We start from the raw sequence: 16,373 nt of genomic DNA, 5'->3' as shown, positions 1-16,373 counted from the left end.
GACCGCACTTACGGGTGTGACTTCCGGTGCGCGAAGGCGGCCGCTTGAGTCCGGTTTCGGACGCCGAGTTTGGCCAGAATGGCACCCACGTGCCGGTTGGCGGTTTTTGGACTGATGTAGAGCTCGGCCGCGATCTCGGCATCGCTATGGCCCGCCGCGAGCAGCTCAAGGACGTCGCGCTCGCGGTTCGTCAGCCCGTGTGGATCGGCGGCGGTCGTCTTTCGACGGGTCTCTGGATTGCGGCCGCGCAACTGCGCAAGGCGCTGCGTGGCGCGACGAGCGGCAGCACGGGCGCCGAGGGCACGGAAGGTTTCAAGGGCGGCCTCCACCGCGGGGATATCACCGCCGAGCTGGGCGATGGCCGCGTCATATGGGCAGCCCAGGCGCGTCCATGCGGCGGCGGCCGCCGCCCAGTCCCCGCTTATCTCGTGTCGATAGGGCGTGACGGTGTCGACCGCCGGGCCGTCATCGAGTGGGCCGCCGACCAGGTAGGCCCAGCGACGCAGGTGACCCACCAGCCAAGGATCGGCATGGGGGCTGGTGGCTGCGGCCAGGCCCGCCTGCGCTTCAGCGCGGGCGGTGTCGTCATCGCCGACGAGCCAGGCCACCTCGGCGCGTGCGGCCCACACCGGGCCGAGGCGAAACAGCTCATTGGGCTCGGTGGCCGCCAGCGCTTCGTCCAGCAGGGCGGCGGCAGGTTGTTCGCCGCGGCGCGCTCCGATCAATGCCACGGTGAGCTGCGGCATGATCCGCTGCATCGGTCCGGTTGTCGGTCGAGTCAACACATCGTCGGCGTACGCAAGGGCCCGCGGCCAATCCCCGCGGTGCAGTGCGCAGATTGCGGCCGCGCCGGTGGCAAACGGAAGAAACACACCGAGATCGTGGGTGGTGCAGAACGCGGAGACTTCGGCGATGTAGTTTTCGGCGCGCCCCAGATGGTGGTGTAGGGCGGCGAACCAGCACAGTGTCGACCCGATGATGCCGCCCAGTTCGGTCAGCCCCTCGGTGGTGATGGCCTCGTGCCATATCGCTTCGACCTCATCCCATCCGGTGTCACCCGATGTCACCCCGACCATCGCGACGGCGGCGCGTGCGCGCACCACGACCGCGGTCTCACCGATCTCGATGCCGACCGCCATGGCGCGCGTCGCGTACTCGGCCCGCCGCGGGTCGAAGTCCCCGGATGCCAGCTCCGCCATGTTGACCAGCGACCACGCCAATTCCGGGCACGGTCCGACACCTTCGAGCAGGCGTAGTGACGCGCGACCTGCCTCGACGCCCTCGCGTGTGCGTCCCAACAGCCACAACAGGTACGACACCTGGCGCAGGTTTTCTGCCTCACCGAGGCGATCACCCATGGCGCGGCGCAGCGCGGCCGCATCATGGAACGAACCGACGGCAGCGTCGGGCAGCCCGCTCAAATGGCTACTGATCGCGTGTTGCTCGAGCCATCGGACTTTCTGCTCGTCGGGCATGGCGCCGGCGTGGCGCAGGGTCAACGCGTACAACTCGGCGGCTTCGCGGTTGGCGCCCAATGCGGACGCCCGTTCGGCGGCGGCGGGCCCGTAGTCGATGACCGCGTCGGTATCGCCGGCCTGATCGGCGTGAAAAGCCAATGTCCCCAGGACATCCGGGTCGAGCGGCGGTTCAGCGAGAACGATCAGCGCCTGCTTGTGCAGCATTCGGCGTTGGTACGCGGGGATCTGATCGAGCGTGGCGCGCCGGGCCAGCTCGTGGCGAAATCCCACCGTGTCCGCGTCGGCGACCAGCACCCCGGCATTCAGGCACTCGGCCAACCCCTCGGCCGCTGCCGGACACACCTCGTGCAACAAGGCAAGGTCGGCCCGCGGCCCGCACACCGCCGTGGCGTACGCAGTCTCACGCCCGGCGTTCGACAGTCGGGCCAATCGTCCCCACACCGCCTCGGACACGCTGCGCGGCAGCGCTTCACGCGCGTCGGAGCCGGCGGCCAGCACCTCGGTGACAAAGAACGGATTGCCGCCGGTGAGCCGATGCAATGCGGCGGCATTGGTCCCGGTTCCTGCGGACAACTCGGCGACCGCCGCCTCGCTGAGGGGTTGCAGCCCGATCCTGCTGACCGCCGCCGACGTCGCCAGATCGCCCAGCAGCACCGCCAGCGGATGCTGCGCACCGATCTCGTCATCGCGATAGGACATCACCAGCAGCACCGGCAATGAGGCAATGCGGCGCGACAAGAAGCGCAGTAGATCCAGAGTCGCGCCGTCGGCCCAGTGCACGTCCTCGACGATGCAGACCGATGCGGTGTCGTTGTCGAACACACCGGCCAGTCGGGCGTAGATCGCCTCGGTATCGCTCGCGTCGACCGCGGCGCGCAATCCGGCCGCCTGCTCACCCGAAGCGTCCGCGAGCATGTCGACCAGCGGCCCCAACGGTCGCGGCGACGTCAGCGGATCACACCAGCCCCGCAACACCCGCGCACGCCGGCCGAGCCCGTCGGCGAACCGCGTGAGCACCGTCGTCTTACCGACGCCGGCCTCGCCGCGCAACAACACCATCCGCCCGGCACCGCGGGCAACCGCCCGTTGCGCCTTGTCCAGTTCCGCCAGCGCCGAACCGCGCTCGAGCAGCCGTTCCCTCGGGGTCACAACCCTCCCGCCTCGGATCAGCCCGCCGGCCAGGTCCTCCCGGCCAGAAAGCTCTGACCATATGTTGGACAAACCTCTCACGTGCCGGGGCGGAGCTAGGTGAGCAAACCGCACTCTGGTCAGAATGCGGTCCAGAGAATATCCGAGTCGGCCTGTGCGCGCGTTGCATACATCGTCGGCGAGGGTTTCGGCACCGTCCCGGCCACGGGGCCGTGGCCGTCTCGCAGGCCGAAAATGAGGTAACCACCTCATGTGCCGGGGCGGGTCGGTCACGCACAGTGAATATGCGGGCGGGCACCCGCATCAGCAAACCGCGATCACATGAGGTTGCGGTCAACGCTCAGCCGGCGCGCGTTGCGCCGCCAGGTCGAAAGAGAACGCCCCTATGCGGACCACGCACAAAAGCACGCGGCTCGTCGCCGGGACGTTGCTGTCGGCCAGCCTCGCGATCGCCGGCACGGCGCTGTCCAGCGGCATCGCCCAAGCCGAGGTTCCCCCGGACGGACCGCACACGTGGTGCCCGGGAGATCCGCCGGTGGAGACCGGAAACAAGCGGGTCAACCCCGTGATCTGGGATACCAATATCTGCCACGAGTACTGGTTCGTCTACTTCGGGCAAGGCAATGTCGCGAACAACATCTGGGACGGGCCGAACCCGCCGGGGCCGCCGCCAGGTCAGGGATTCGTCCCTCCGCCGCCGATTCCCCCCGGCTGGTGCTGGGGTCTGTTCGCGCCGTCTCCCTGCCCGCCGGGAGTGCAGGGACCGGTGCCCTAAGAGCAGCACCCGGCCGACGGTGTGGACACGCAGGTCCGCACCGTAGTGCGTGTACGCCGAATATGGGGTGAATACCTCATGTATCGGAGCGAACTCGTCGGGCACAGTACCCGTAGCGCGCAGGCCTCGGTGCCTGCGCGCTATAACGCGACCATTCGACGCAGAGACCAAAGGGGTTGTCGTGGATACGACTTTCGATACGCGCCGACGACATCGTGTGCTGCGCTGGGCAGGCGCGATCGCCGGTGCGCTGGTGTTCGCGGCGTCGTTGCCGGCTGTTCCGGTGGCGGTGGCGGAGGGGGCGCGTATCACCGGGATCGAGCATGTCAACGATCGGTGGGACAAGGTGTCGGTGTTCTCGCCGTCGATGAACAAGGTGATCGTCAACGATGTGTTCAAGGCGGGGCGTGGTGGGGCGCCGACGTTTTATCTGTTGCCGGGTATCGATGGTGGGGACAATTTGGACCCGGGTGGGATGTGGGCGCCGGGTACCAAGAGTTGGTTCGGGATGGCCGATATTGCGGGTTTTTTCGCCGATAAGAACGTCAATGTGGTCTCGCCGCTGGGTGGGCAGTTCAGTTGGTTCACCGATTGGGTGGCCGATCCGGGGAAGCAGTATCAGACGTATATGACGCGGGAGCTGCCGCCGTTGATCGATGCCGAGTACGACACGAATGGGCGTAATGCGGTCGGTGGGTTGTCGAGCACCGGGGGGACGGCGGTCGATTATGCGGTGCAGGCGCCGGGGGTGTATCGGGCTGTCGGTTCGTATAGCGGGTTGTTGACTCCGGCGGCCAATCCGCAGCAGGTGTCGATCACGTTGATGGGTGGTGGGGCGAGTGCGGATGCGATGTGGGGGCCGGCGGGTGGGCCGTTGTGGGTGGCGCATGATCCGTCGTTGAATGTGGCCAAGTTGCGGGGTGTGGCGGTGTATGTGGCCGCGTCGGGTTCGGGCAATGTGGGGGCGGTTGATCGGTTGCCGCCGGGGTTCGGGCCGAATATCACCGGTGGGTTGATCGAGCGGATTGTCGCTGATAGCACCCGGGTGTTCGCCGATAATGCTGCGGCTGCGGGTATTCCGGTGACGTATGTGGTGCGCCCGGATGGTTCGCATACCTGGGGTCTGTTCGAGTCGGAGATGCAGGAGTCCTGGAACACCACGATCGGCCCCGCACTGCGGGCATAGCTCGCGGCGCGAGGGGCGCGCACGCAATCGCGCACCCCGTCGACCTGGCTAGGCGGGACCACCCGAAAAGTCGACCGACACCCGGCCGCGGCGCAACAGCGACTCCATCTGGTCGCCGGCGATCGGGCGGGACAACAGGAATCCCTGCGCGCGATGACATCCGTGCCGCAACAACGTCATCGCCGCGGTCTCGGTCTCCACGCCCTCGGCCACCAGCTGCAGGCCGAACGCCTCGGCCAATGCGATGATCGCGCGGACGATGGCCAGATCGCCGGGATCGGCGCCGAGATCGCGCACGAAACTCTTGTCGATCTTGAGTGCGTCGACCGGAAGCGATTTGAGCAGCGACAGCACGCTGTAACCGGTGCCGAAATCGTCGATGGCGACCTGGACTCCGGCCTCGTGCAGCCGGGCCAGGGTGATCCGGGTGACGTCGATATCCTGCACCACAATGCTTTCGGTGATCTCTAGACAGACCGATCCCCGTGGCAGCTCGTACTCACTCATGACGTCCGCCACAGATTCGGCAAATCCGTCGGCAACAAGCTGGACCGACGACACATTGACGCGCAGGACGGCGTCCCGCCCGACCCCGTTGGCCCGCCACCGGGCGAACTCGGCGCACGCCGTGCGTAACACCCAGCGCCCCAACTCGCCCGCGAGGTTGATGGATTCGGCCACCCCGATGAACGCGTCCGGGCTGAGCAGACCGCGGGTGGGATGCTGCCATCGGACCAGCGCCTCGGTCGCCAGAACCTTGCCGGTGCGCATGTCGACCTCGGGCAGGTAGCGCAGGAACAGCGCGCCGGTCTCGATCACGCTCTGCAGGTGCAATTCGATATCGTTGCGGAACTCACTCTCCAGCGATATCGCGTCGGAGTAGATGATCACCTGGTTGCCGCCGGTGTTCTTCGCGGTGAGTACGGCCTGATCGGCGTGTCGCAACAGATCCGACGTACTGTCCTGGCCGGGCATGCCCACGGCGACACCGATGCTGACCGTGCGGGTGACCATCTCGCCGTCGATCGGTACCCGCCGCGACAGCACGGACTGCAATCGGTGGGCGAGTTCCTCCGCGGCCGCCCGGCCGGTGGCGGCCTCGGGGACCACCACGAATTCGTCACCGCCGAGGCGGGCGATCATGCTGGGGCCCGACGCGAGCGCCAGCCGTTCTGCGAGCACCCGGATGAAACGATCCCCCGCGGAATGGCCGAGGTAGTCGTTGACGGCCTTGAGGCGATCGAGGTCGAAGAACAGCGCGGTGACCGGGCCGGGGCTTCCCGGCGCGAGCCGTTGGTCCAGGTGGGCCATCAGGGCGCGGCGGTTGTGCAGCCCGGTGAGGTCGTCGTGCTCGGCGAGGAAGCGCAGTCGCTCCTCGGCGTACACCCGGGCCTGGACCTGGGCGAACAGTGACGCGATGGCTGCCAGTGCGTTGAGTTCCTCGGCGGTCCAGTCCCGTTCACCGGCCTTGACGAGGCCGATCACTCCGCTCGTCACGTCGCCGGACAGCAGGGGAACGTAGGCCGTCGTGCTGGCTGTGGTGGCGCGGGCATCGTGGCCCGGCTCTGGTGCGTCCCGCCGGAAGACGGCAGGTTCCTTGAGGTGCTCGGCCAGCGCGAGAAGCGGGTCGGCGTCGGCGAAGTAGACCAGATCCAAGGGATCCGGCGGGTCGACGGTGCGAGGGGGCCACTCGGCGATGAGTCGGGTGGCATGGATGGCGTGATCGTTGTGGCGCAGGAAGCCGGAATGGACACCGAAATGCGTGACCAGTTCGGCCAGCACCTGCCGGCTGACGCCGGCCGCGGTGGCGGCATCGACGGCGATCAGGCGCGTGGCGACCGCCGTGATGACGAGTTCGAGGCTGCGGGGCACCTGAACCTCTCGATGTGGCGACACCGGGGGATGCCGCGTCGGGACGCGCGGGCGTCGGTGGACGCCCGCGTCAGCCTGGGAAAGTGTATTGCAGAGGTCGCCGTTGATCCGAGACATCCTGCGAGTCCCCCGAGCGTTGTCTGCTCCGAGATCCGGGCGTCGGCGTCTGCACACGCCGGCCGGTCACAGTCCGGCCTCGGCCGTTCCGCTCAGCGTGCCGATGTCATCGAACATCGGCAGCAGTACCCGAGCCTCGGCGCGGGTGGCAATAATCTGTTGCGGCTCAGCAGTTCTGGTGAACTCCGCCTGATCCCACCACATCATCTTGGTCTCGTACCGGGCATCGGGATACGGTGTGGCCGGAATGCGGGAAGCGACCACGCCGCCCGAGGACCGCCAGCGGTCCAGCACATGCGCCGCGGCAGTCGCCATCGCGAACTTCGCGCCCAGGACGAGGGTGGCGTGCAGGGGCATACGTGCCAGTACCGGGGTGAGCGCCCGACTGCGGGCAAACCCGACGTCGGTCCAGGCGGTTTTGATTTCGACGACACCGAACGGAATGCGATCGTCGATCATCTTGCGCACCTGCGGAAGCGCGGGCTGCCCCTCCCATTCCACCAGTGCGTGGCTTTCGTCGGCGCCGGTGTAGGGCCCCTGCGCCCGCACACCGCCGACCACGCGGCCGGCGTCGTCGATTGCGGCGAGGAACAGCGATGTGGATGCCGGGTCGGCCAGTGCGCTCGGGTCGATCGCGCGTTCCACTCCGTGTTTGCGGTAACTGCACATGGCGCCCTCGATGAAATCGTCCCAGAGTTCTGGCTCGCCCCCCGGTGTGGACACCACGAGCGTGCAGTCGGTGTCCCGATCCCACCACTGCGCTGACGCATTATCGGCAGGTCCACCAAATGCGGATTCGGCGATAGACACGCTCATTCCCAGACCCACCGATCAGTTGCCAGAACGTTGCCCCGCAGGGGTACGGTCCTGAGGTATTTTCAAATAGTGCAGTTAAGTATCGCCATATCCAGGCGATTCACCAGCGCCAATTTGTTGCCGTTCCTGACAAAAAGTTGCCAGTCGCACATAAGTGGAGTTCTGGCAATTGTCGAAGCAACAAGTTAATGGAGGATAACTTCGTGAAAATTGTCGCTTGCGTAAGGGATGGCAAATAGTTTCCGGCTCACCAGGAGTTTTCTAAATCGATCACGCTGTCGGCTGCCCGGCGACCATTCGCTACCTTTTCAAGGTCACGTCGAGCTCTCGAACGTGGACCCGGTGTAGGACACCCGAGAAGAACGCGCTATGTATGGATCGCGAAATTCGATGCGATGACCGGAGGGGCAACGATGCACATTTTCAAGAATCTCGATGAGTTGGTGGGGGCCACGGGCGCCGAGCTGGGCCCGACGGAGTGGCTAGAGATCGACCAGGAGCGGGTCAACAAATTTGCCGAAGCCACCGAAGATCACCAGTGGATCCACATCGATCCCGAGCGTGCCGCGAACGGGCCGTTCGGCGGCACCATCGCGCACGGTCTGCTGACCCTGTCGCTGTTGCCCTACTTCAGCCACCAGCTGTATCGCGTGGAAGGCATCTCGCTGGCCGTCAACTATGGGTACAACAAGGTTCGTTTCATCACGCCGGTGAAGGTAGGCGCCAAGGTACGGGCCCGCGCCGTGGTCGCCGATGTGACGCGACTCGACGGTGCCGCGCAGTCGACGGTGACCATCACCGTCGAGATCGAAGGATCGGATAAGCCTGCCGCGGTGGCAGAGTCGATCGTGCGCTATATCGCCTAGGTCGAGGATTTCCGCTGGGCGGCTTTCACCAGGCCGCCTCCGATGATGAGGCGTTGGATCTCACTGGTGCCCTCGTAGAGGCGCAGTAGACGCACTTCGCGGTAGATGCGTTCGACCGGCACCTCACGCATGTAGCCACTGCCCCCGTGGATCTGGACGGCGAGGTCGGCGACATTGCCCGCCATCTCGGTGCAGAAGAGTTTGGCCGAGGACGGCGCGATGCGCCGGTCCTCGTCGCAGACCCACAGTCGTGCGGCCTCGCGGACGAGTGCGCGACCGGCCATCACGCCGGTCTGCTGATCGGCCAGCATCGCTTGCACCAGTTGGAAGTTTCCGATGGGAGTGCCGCCCTGGGTGGCGGTTGCGGCATAGGTCACCGATTCGTCGAGAGCACGCTGCGCACTGCCCACCGCCAGCGCCGCGATGTGCACGCGGCCGCGGGCAAGGGATGTCATGGCGGCTCGGTAGCCGATGTCCTCACTGCCGCCGATCAGGGCGTCGTGGCCGACCCGTACCTCGTCGAAGGTCACGTCCGACGTCCAGGCGCCTTCCTGGCCCATCTTGGCGTCCTTGGCCCCGACCTGGATGCCCGGCGCGTCCGCGGGCACCAGAAAGACCGCGATGCCGGGCCCGTCGGCGTCGGCCGGGCGGGTGCGGGCGAAGACGATGAACAGGCCGGCCGACGGAGCGTTCGTGATGTATTGCTTGCGTCCGTTGATCACCCACTCGTCACCATCTCTGACAGCCTTGGTCCGCAATCCGGCCGGATTGGAGCCGGCGCCCGGCTCGGTGAGGGCGAAGGAGGCCACCACGTCGCCGGAGGCGATGCCTGCCAGCCAGCGCGATTTCTGTGCCTCGGTGCCGAAGCCGACGAGCACCTGACCGGCGATGCCGTTGTTGGTGCCGAACATCGACCGCAGCGCCAGGCTGGTGTAGCCGAATTCCATGGCCAGTTCGACGTCCTGGGCGAGGTTCAGTCCGAGGCCGCCCCACTCCTGGGGGATCGCGTAGCCGAACAGCCCCATGCTCTTGGCCAGCTCGCGAATGTCGTCGGGCACCCGGTCCGCGGCCATGATCTCGGATTCGCGCGGCACCACCTGGTGGCGGATGAACTGACGGGTGGCGGCGTGGATATCGGCGAAGTCGGCGTCCGATACAGCGGCGGTGTTCTCGGCCATCGGCGGCCCTCCTGGATTCGTGCGAGCACCTCGGGGGTGGTTTGATACAAGAAATATCATATTTTATGTTCGATACTGATCGGGCTTCAGGAAGGAACGGACTCTCATGGCTCTGCTGGACGGACGTACCGCGGTGATCACCGGTGGTGCGCAGGGGATCGGATTCGCCATCGCCGAGCGGTTCGTCGCCGAGGGCGCCCGCGTGGTGCTCGGCGATCTCAATCCGGAGGCCACCGAGGCCGCGGTCTCGGCGCTCGGGGGTACCGCCGTGGCCAGGGCCGTCAGCTGCGATGTCACCGACGCCGGTCAGGTGCAGGCCCTCGTCGGATCGGCGGTGGACACCTTCGGAAGTCTCGACATCATGGTCAACAACGCCGGCATCACCCGCGACGCGACCATGCGCAAGATGACCGAGGAACAGTTCGATCAGGTGATCTCGGTACATCTCAAGGGTTCGTGGAACGGCACCCGGCTTGCGGCCAACATCATGCGTGAGGCGAAAAGCGGTGCCATCGTGAATATCTCGTCGATCTCCGGCAAGGTCGGTCTGGTCGGCCAGACCAACTACTCGGCGGCCAAGGCCGGCATCGTCGGTCTGACCAAGGCCGCGGCCAAGGAGGTTGCCCATCTGGGTGTGCGGGTCAACGCGATTCAGCCCGGACTGATCCGGTCGGCGATGACCGAGGCCATGCCGCAACGCATCTGGGACCAGAAGCTGGCCGAGATCCCGATGGCGCGCGCCGGGGAGCCCAGCGAGGTCGCCTCGGTGGCCCTGTTCCTGGCCTCGGACCTCTCCTCGTACATGACCGGCACCGTGCTCGAAGTGACCGGCGGGCGGCACATCTGACATGGCGCCTCTCTCGGAGAACGCGGCCCTCATCTGCGAACCCGTCCGCACCCCGATCGGCCGCTACGGCGGCATGTTCACATCTCTCACCGCGGTGGACCTCGGTGTCGCGGCGCTGCAGGGCCTGCTGGGCCGCACCGGGATTCCGGTCGATGCGGTGCAGGACGTCATCCTGGGGCATTGTTATCCCTCGCCCGAGGCCCCGGCCATCGGCCGGGTGGTGGCCCTGGATGCCGGACTGCCGATCACGGTGCCCGGCATGCAACTCGACCGTCGCTGCGGCTCCGGGCTGCAGGCCGTCATCCAGGCGTGCCTGCAGGTGTCCAGTGGTGACTGCGATCTGGTGATCGCGGGCGGCACCGAGTCGATGAGCAATGTCGCTTTCCATTCCACCGATATGCGCTGGGGAGGCGCTCGCGGCGGGATCACCGTGCACGACGGGCTGGCCCGTGGACGGACCACGGCCGGGGGCACGCACTACCCGGTACCCGGCGGCATGTTGGAGACCGCCGAGAATCTGCGGCGCCAGTACGGGATATCCCGTACCGAGCAGGACGAGCTAGCGGTGCGTTCGCATCAGAAGGCCGTCGCCGCCCAGCGCAGTGGGGTGCTCGCCGAGGAGATCATCCCGGTCACGGTCGGCTCGCGATCGGGGGATGAGGTCATCTCCGTCGATGAGCACCCACGCGCCGACACGACTGTGGAGGTACTGAGCAAGCTGCGTCCGGTTCTGGGTAAGAGCGATCCCGAGGCGACCGTCACCGCCGGGAACTCCAGCGGACAGAACGACGCCGCGTCCATGTGCATCGTCACCACCCCGCGGCGCGCCGCCGAACTCGGCCTCAAACCCCTTGTCCGGATGGTGTCCTGGGGTGTGGCCGGGGTGGCGCCGAATATCATGGGTATCGGACCGGTGCCGGCCACCGAGAAGGCATTGGCGAAGGCCGATCTGGCGCTGGCCGATATCGACCTCATCGAACTGAATGAGGCGTTCGCCGCGCAGGCGCTCGCCTGCACCAGAGAATGGCAGTTCACCGACGCCGATTTCGAGCGCACCAATGTGCGCGGGTCGGGTATCTCGCTGGGACATCCGGTCGGCGCGACCGGTGGCCGGATGCTGGCCACCCTGGCGCGTGAGCTGCAACTGCGCGACGCCCGGTACGGGCTGGAGACCATGTGTATCGGTGGCGGCCAGGGCCTGGCCGCAATATTCGAACGGATGCCGTCATGACCCGCTTGGCTCACACCCCCGGTCTCACCGACGTGCAGGCCGAAATCGTCACCACTGTAAGGCAGTTCGTGGACAAGGAGATCATCCCGAACGCCCAAGAGTTGGAGCACACGGACACCTACCCCCAGCACATCGTCGACAAGATGCGCGAGATGGGGCTGTTCGGCCTGATGATCCCCGAGGAATACGGCGGACTCGGCGAATCGCTGCTGACCTACGCGCTCTGTGTCGAAGAACTGGCCCGCGGTTGGATGAGCGTCTCGGGGGTCATCAACACACACTTCATCGTCGCGTACATGATCCGCCAGCACGGCACCGACGCGCAGAAGCAGCACTACCTTCCCCGGATGGCCACCGGCGAGGTGCGGGGTGCGTTCTCCATGTCGGAGCCGGAGTTGGGCTCGGATGTGGCGGCAATCCGCACCAGAGCGGTCCGCGACGGTGACGAGTACGTGATCAGCGGGCAGAAGATGTGGCTGACCAACGGTGGCAGTTCGACTTTGGTGGCTGCACTGGTGAAAACCGATGAGGGAGCCGATAAACCGCACCGCAACCTGACCGCGTTCTTGATCGAGAAGCCGTCCGGGTTCGGCGAGGTGCTACCGGGGCTGACCATTCCGGGCAAGCTCGACAAGCTGGGATACAAGGGTATCGACACCACGGAACTGATCTTCGACGGCTACCGGGCGGCGGCGTCCGATGTGCTGGGGGAGGCGCCCGGGAAGGGCTTCTTCCAGATGATGGACGGGGTCGAGGTCGGCCGGGTCAATGTGTCGGCGCGCGCGTGCGGCGTCGCGCTGCGGGCCTTCGAACTCGCCATTCGCTATGCACAGCAACGGGAAACCTTCGGCAAGCCGATCGCCGAGCATCAGGCGATCGCGTTCCAACTCGCCGAGATGGCCACCAAGGTCGAGGCCGCGCACCTGATGATGGTGCACGCCGCTCGGCTCAAGGACTCCGGTGAGCGCAATGATGTGGCGTCCGGGATGGCGAAGTACCTGGCCAGCGAGTACTGCGCGGAGGTCACTCAGCAGAGCTTCCGAATCCATGGGGGATACGGATACTCCAAGGAGTACGAGATCGAGCGGCTGATGCGCGATGCGCCGTTCCTGCTGATCGGTGAGGGCACCAGCGAGATCCAGAAGACGATCATCAGCAAGAATCTGCTCGATGAGTACCGGGTCTGACGCGCCGGGGCGGTTGGAGCGGGCGGGAGAACCTGACTTCGCGGCCCGCCCGCAACTGTCCGACGACGTCGCCCGGGTGGTGCGGCGCCGGATCTTCGACGGGACCTACCGCGCCGGGGAGTACCTGCGCCTGGACCAGTTGGCGCTCGACCTCGGCATCAGCGTCACCCCGGTTCGGGAGGCGCTACTGAACCTGCGTGCCGAGGGTCTGCTGGTCCAGCACCCCCGGCGCGGCTTCATGGTGCTCGAGTTCACGGCTCGTGACCTCGCGGATGTGGCCCAGGTCCAGGCTTATGTGGGTGGCGAACTCGCCGCCCGCGCGGCCGAGAACATCAGTGCCGAACAGCTTTCCGAGCTCAGGGCGATCCAGGACCAGCTGGAGCGGGCCTACGGGGAATCCGATCCGGAGCGCACGGTGCGGCTCAACCACGAATATCACCGGTTGATCAACGTCGCCGCCGCCTCGCCCAAGCTGACCCAGTTCATGTCCGGGATCACCCGGTATCAGCCCGAGTCGGTGTTTCCGACGTTGCCGGGTTGGCCCACACAGTCCATCAAGGACCACCGGCGGGTGATCGCGGCCTTCGAGAACCGCGATCCCGACGAGGCCCGGGCGGCGATGGCCGAGCACTTCACCGTCGGCGTGGACCCACTGTGCGAACACCTGACCGCGCTGGGGGTCATCGCCCCGATTTGACGAGCGTCAGATGTTGTTGACGTGCGTCAGCGGGCCTCGGTAGTGTTCCGCATCACAGCGACCCCGAGGAGTGACTGTGGTGCGAAGCCAGCCGCGGACGGCGATCATCGGTGCCGGGATCAGCGGCCTGACCGCGGGCAAGATGCTCAAGGACTACCGGATTTCCTACACCACCTTCGAGATGTCCGACCGCATCGGCGGCAACTGGGCCTTCGGCAATCCCAACGGTCTGAGCAGTGCCTACCGGTCCCTGCACATCGACACCTCTAAGCATCGGTTGTCGTTCAAGGACTTTCCGGTGCCCGACCACTACCCTGCCTTTCCTCATCACAGCGATATCAAGGCATACCTGGACGCCTATGCCGAGGCATTCGGATTGCTCCAGCACATCGAGTTCGACAACGCGGTGCGCAGCGCCCGCCGGCGCGACGGCGGTGGCTGGCTGATCGAGGACCAATCCGGCGCCCAGCGAGAGTTCGATCTGTTGGTGGTCGGCAACGGTCACCACTGGGATGCGCGGTGGGCCGAGTTCCCCGGCACATTCACCGGTGAGTCGATCCACTCGCACCATTACATCGACCCTCAGACGCCGCTGGATCTCACCGGCAAACGCATCCTGGTCGTCGGTATCGGCAACAGCGCCGCCGATATCACCGTCGAACTCTCCTCCAAGACGCTGCGGAACAAGGTGACGCTGTCAACGCGGTCCAGCGCCTGGATCGTTCCGAAATACCTCGCCGGGCAGCCCGGCGACAAGATCTTCAAGACGACGCCCTATCTGCCACTGTCCTGGCAGCGCCGGGCGGCGCAGGCGATTGCGCCGCTGGTGGGTGCGGATCCGACCAAGTACGGTCTGCCGCCGGCCAATCACAAGCTGTTCGAGGCGCACCCGACGCAGTCGGTCGAGCTCCCGCTGCGGTTGGGTTCCGGCGACGTGATCCCGAAACCGAACGTGTCGCTACTGGACGGGGACACCGTGCATTTCGACGACGGCACATCGGACGTCTTCGACGTCATCATCTACGCCACCGGATACAACATCACCTTCCCGTTCTTCGACCCCGACCTGATCAGCGCGCCGGAGAACCAGATCCGCTTGTTCAAGCGGATGTTCAAGCCGGGGTTCGAGGACCTGGTGTTCATCGGTTTCGCACAGGCCATCCCGACGCTGTTCCCGTTCGTCGAATGCCAGGCCCGGCTGCTGGCGGCCTACGCGGCAGGCAGGTACGCGCTACCGTCCGTTGCCGAGATGGAACGGGTGATCGACGCCGACCAACACCTGCATGCCGGGCACTGCACCAACCGGGCCCGGCACACCCAGCAGGTGGACTACTTCTACTACGAACACGACATCCGCACCAAGGAGATCCCGGCGGGGATCAAGCGTGCCGCGGCGACGCGCCCGGAACTCGCCCCGGTATGAGATCGCCGACCGATCGCAGGCCCGCGCTGCGCAGCGACGAGCGTCGGGAGGCGATCCTGGACGCCCTGGACGGCTGGTTGCAGGAATCCAGCCTGGATGCGGTCAACGTCGCCGAGATCACCGCGCAGGCCGGGGTCACGCGGTCGGCTTTCTACTTCTACTTCGAGAACAAGGCCGCCGCGGTGGCCGCACTGATCGAACGTCTGGTGGCCGAGGTGTTCGTCGTCAGCGACGAATTCACCACCGGCAGTGGGGATCCGCGGGAGCGGGTGTATGCCATGCTGGAGGGCCTGTTCGACAGCGCGGACCGGTATCGGCACGTGTTCAGTGCCATGCTCGAGGCGCGCGGATCCAGTGCCGCCGTCCGCCAGATCTGGGATGACGGACGCGATGCCTTCACACCGTCGGTGACCGAGTTGATCCGTGCCGAACGCTCCGCCGATTCACCGGATCCGGAGGTGCTCGCGGCGGTGCTGTTGGAATTCAATGACCGGATGGTGGAGCGGTTCCTCTTCGGCGGTGCGCTGACGCGTGATCAGCTCATCGATGGAGCGGCCGCGATATGGCTGAGCACGATCTACGGAGAGAATCGCTGATGAGCTATCGGGAACTGTCCTTCACGTCGCATGGAACACGCTGCAGTGCATGGCATTTTCGCGCATCGGGTGACCGATCGCGACCGGCGGTGGTGATGGCGCACGGATTCGGTGGCACCAAGGACTCCGGCTTGGCGCCGTTCGCCGAGCGGTTCGCCGAGGCGGGCATCGACGTGTTGGCCTTCGACTACCGGGGCTTCGGAGCCTCCGATGGTGAACCACGGCAGACGATCTCGCTGGACCGGCAGCTGGCCGACTACAACAGTGCGGTCGACACCGCGTTGGCGCTGCCGAACGTGGACCGAATGGTGCTGTGGGGAGCCTCGATGTCGGGCGGCAACGTGTTGCGGGTGGCGGCCGGGCGTGCGGATATCGCCGCGGTGGTCGCGTTGACCCCGATGACCAGTGGTCTGGCGGCCGGCTGGTCTGCGTTGGCCTCCACTGGCGTCCTGACCGCCGCGCGCTGGACCGCCATCGGTTTGCGTAGCAAGGTGACGGTGGCCCGCGGCGGCCCCGCCACGTTGATGCCCATCGTCGGGCGCCCGGGGGAGCCCGGTGCGCTGACTCTCTCGGGCGCCTATGAGAGCTATACCGCCATGGCGGGCCCGACCTGGCGTAACGAGATCGACTCCGGCGTGGGGATGGAATTGGGTCGGATGAGCACGAAAGCCGCGGCGCGCAGCCTGCGTTGCCCGGTGCTGGTGCAGATCGGCGACTTCGACCGGTTTGTGCCCGCCGGGGCGGTGGCCAGGACCGCCGAGTTGGCCCGTGCGCAGGTGCACCGGTACGCGTGCGATCACTTCGACGTTTGGCCGGGCAACGAGTGGTTCGACAAGACGGTCGAGGATCAGTTGGTGTTCTTGCGGCGGGTCCTGCAACCGAGTTGAGGTTGCTTCGGTGCGAAAGTGCCGAGCTATGAGTGACTTTGGTGTCACTCTGGTCTCAGAAATCTTTC

General features: G+C 66.2%; 14 protein-coding genes. 10 read left to right on the top strand and 4 right to left on the bottom strand.

Annotated features, from left to right (window positions below; all coding sequences use genetic code 11):
- Positions 1-8: 8 nt before the first annotated feature.
- Positions 9-2,627 (bottom strand): ATP-binding protein, encoded by a 2,619-nt coding sequence (locus tag A7U43_RS21340; RefSeq protein WP_231963369.1) that lies wholly within the window; start codon positions 2,625-2,627, stop codon positions 9-11.
- Between the two features lie 385 nt (positions 2,628-3,012).
- On the opposite strand from A7U43_RS21340, the gene A7U43_RS21335 reads away from it, so the two are divergent.
- A complete protein-coding gene (locus A7U43_RS21335; RefSeq protein WP_067999176.1) occupies positions 3,013-3,402 on the top strand; it encodes a hypothetical protein in 390 nt (129 codons plus the stop codon).
- 181 nt (positions 3,403-3,583) lie between these two features.
- Entirely contained in the window at positions 3,584-4,588 is a 1,005-nt protein-coding gene (locus A7U43_RS21330) for an alpha/beta hydrolase (protein ID WP_231963368.1), read from the top strand.
- 48 nt (positions 4,589-4,636) lie between these two features.
- On the opposite strand, the gene A7U43_RS21325 is transcribed toward A7U43_RS21330, so the two are convergent.
- Together A7U43_RS21325 and A7U43_RS21320 are read right to left on the bottom strand one after the other, a co-directional pair.
- Entirely contained in the window at positions 4,637-6,460 is a 1,824-nt protein-coding gene (locus tag A7U43_RS21325) for a putative bifunctional diguanylate cyclase/phosphodiesterase (RefSeq protein WP_068003326.1), read from the bottom strand.
- Positions 6,461-6,643: 183 nt separating this feature from the next.
- Positions 6,644-7,393 (bottom strand): hypothetical protein, encoded by a 750-nt coding sequence (locus A7U43_RS21320; RefSeq protein WP_067999173.1) that lies wholly within the window; start codon positions 7,391-7,393, stop codon positions 6,644-6,646.
- Positions 7,394-7,806: 413 nt separating this feature from the next.
- Here A7U43_RS21320 and A7U43_RS21315 point away from each other — a divergent pair, with 413 nt between their 5' ends.
- Positions 7,807-8,259 carry a MaoC family dehydratase gene (locus A7U43_RS21315; protein WP_067999171.1) on the top strand — a complete coding sequence of 151 codons (453 nt, stop codon included), beginning with the start codon at positions 7,807-7,809 and terminating at the stop codon, positions 8,257-8,259.
- Here A7U43_RS21315 and A7U43_RS21310 read toward each other — a convergent pair.
- Entirely contained in the window at positions 8,256-9,437 is a 1,182-nt protein-coding gene (locus A7U43_RS21310) for an acyl-CoA dehydrogenase family protein (protein ID WP_067999169.1), read from the bottom strand. The two genes, A7U43_RS21315 and A7U43_RS21310, sit on opposite strands and share 4 nt — an antisense overlap.
- A 106-nt stretch (positions 9,438-9,543) precedes the next feature.
- Here A7U43_RS21310 and fabG point away from each other — a divergent pair, with 106 nt between their 5' ends.
- The 7 genes from fabG to A7U43_RS21275 all read left to right on the top strand — a co-directional run bounded on the left by fabG (position 9,544) and on the right by A7U43_RS21275 (position 16,305).
- Positions 9,544-10,284, top strand: coding sequence for a 3-oxoacyl-ACP reductase FabG (fabG, locus tag A7U43_RS21305; RefSeq protein WP_067999167.1), 741 nt, complete (start codon positions 9,544-9,546; stop codon positions 10,282-10,284).
- Position 10,285: 1 nt separating this feature from the next.
- Positions 10,286-11,515, top strand: a complete 1,230-nt coding sequence (locus A7U43_RS21300; RefSeq protein WP_067999165.1) for an acetyl-CoA C-acetyltransferase — start codon at positions 10,286-10,288, stop codon at positions 11,513-11,515.
- Entirely contained in the window at positions 11,512-12,702 is a 1,191-nt protein-coding gene (locus A7U43_RS21295; protein ID WP_067999163.1) for an acyl-CoA dehydrogenase family protein, read from the top strand. Before A7U43_RS21300 ends, A7U43_RS21295 begins: the two co-directional genes overlap by 4 nt.
- Positions 12,686-13,399: a GntR family transcriptional regulator gene (locus tag A7U43_RS21290; protein WP_067999161.1), complete on the top strand. Its 714-nt coding sequence runs from the start codon at positions 12,686-12,688 to the stop codon at positions 13,397-13,399. Before A7U43_RS21295 ends, A7U43_RS21290 begins: the two co-directional genes overlap by 17 nt.
- Positions 13,400-13,475: 76 nt before the next feature.
- Entirely contained in the window at positions 13,476-14,822 is a 1,347-nt protein-coding gene (locus A7U43_RS21285; protein ID WP_067999159.1) for a flavin-containing monooxygenase, read from the top strand.
- Entirely contained in the window at positions 14,819-15,418 is a 600-nt protein-coding gene (locus A7U43_RS21280; RefSeq protein WP_067999157.1) for a TetR/AcrR family transcriptional regulator, read from the top strand. Before A7U43_RS21285 ends, A7U43_RS21280 begins: the two co-directional genes overlap by 4 nt.
- Positions 15,418-16,305, top strand: coding sequence for an alpha/beta hydrolase (locus tag A7U43_RS21275; protein ID WP_067999155.1), 888 nt, complete (start codon positions 15,418-15,420; stop codon positions 16,303-16,305). Before A7U43_RS21280 ends, A7U43_RS21275 begins: the two co-directional genes overlap by 1 nt.
- Positions 16,306-16,373: the final 68 nt, after the last annotated feature.

Source organism: Mycobacterium adipatum, assembly GCF_001644575.1.
GTDB lineage: Bacteria > Actinomycetota > Actinomycetes > Mycobacteriales > Mycobacteriaceae > Mycobacterium > Mycobacterium adipatum.
This window is presented reverse-complemented; position numbering and strand designations above follow the sequence as displayed.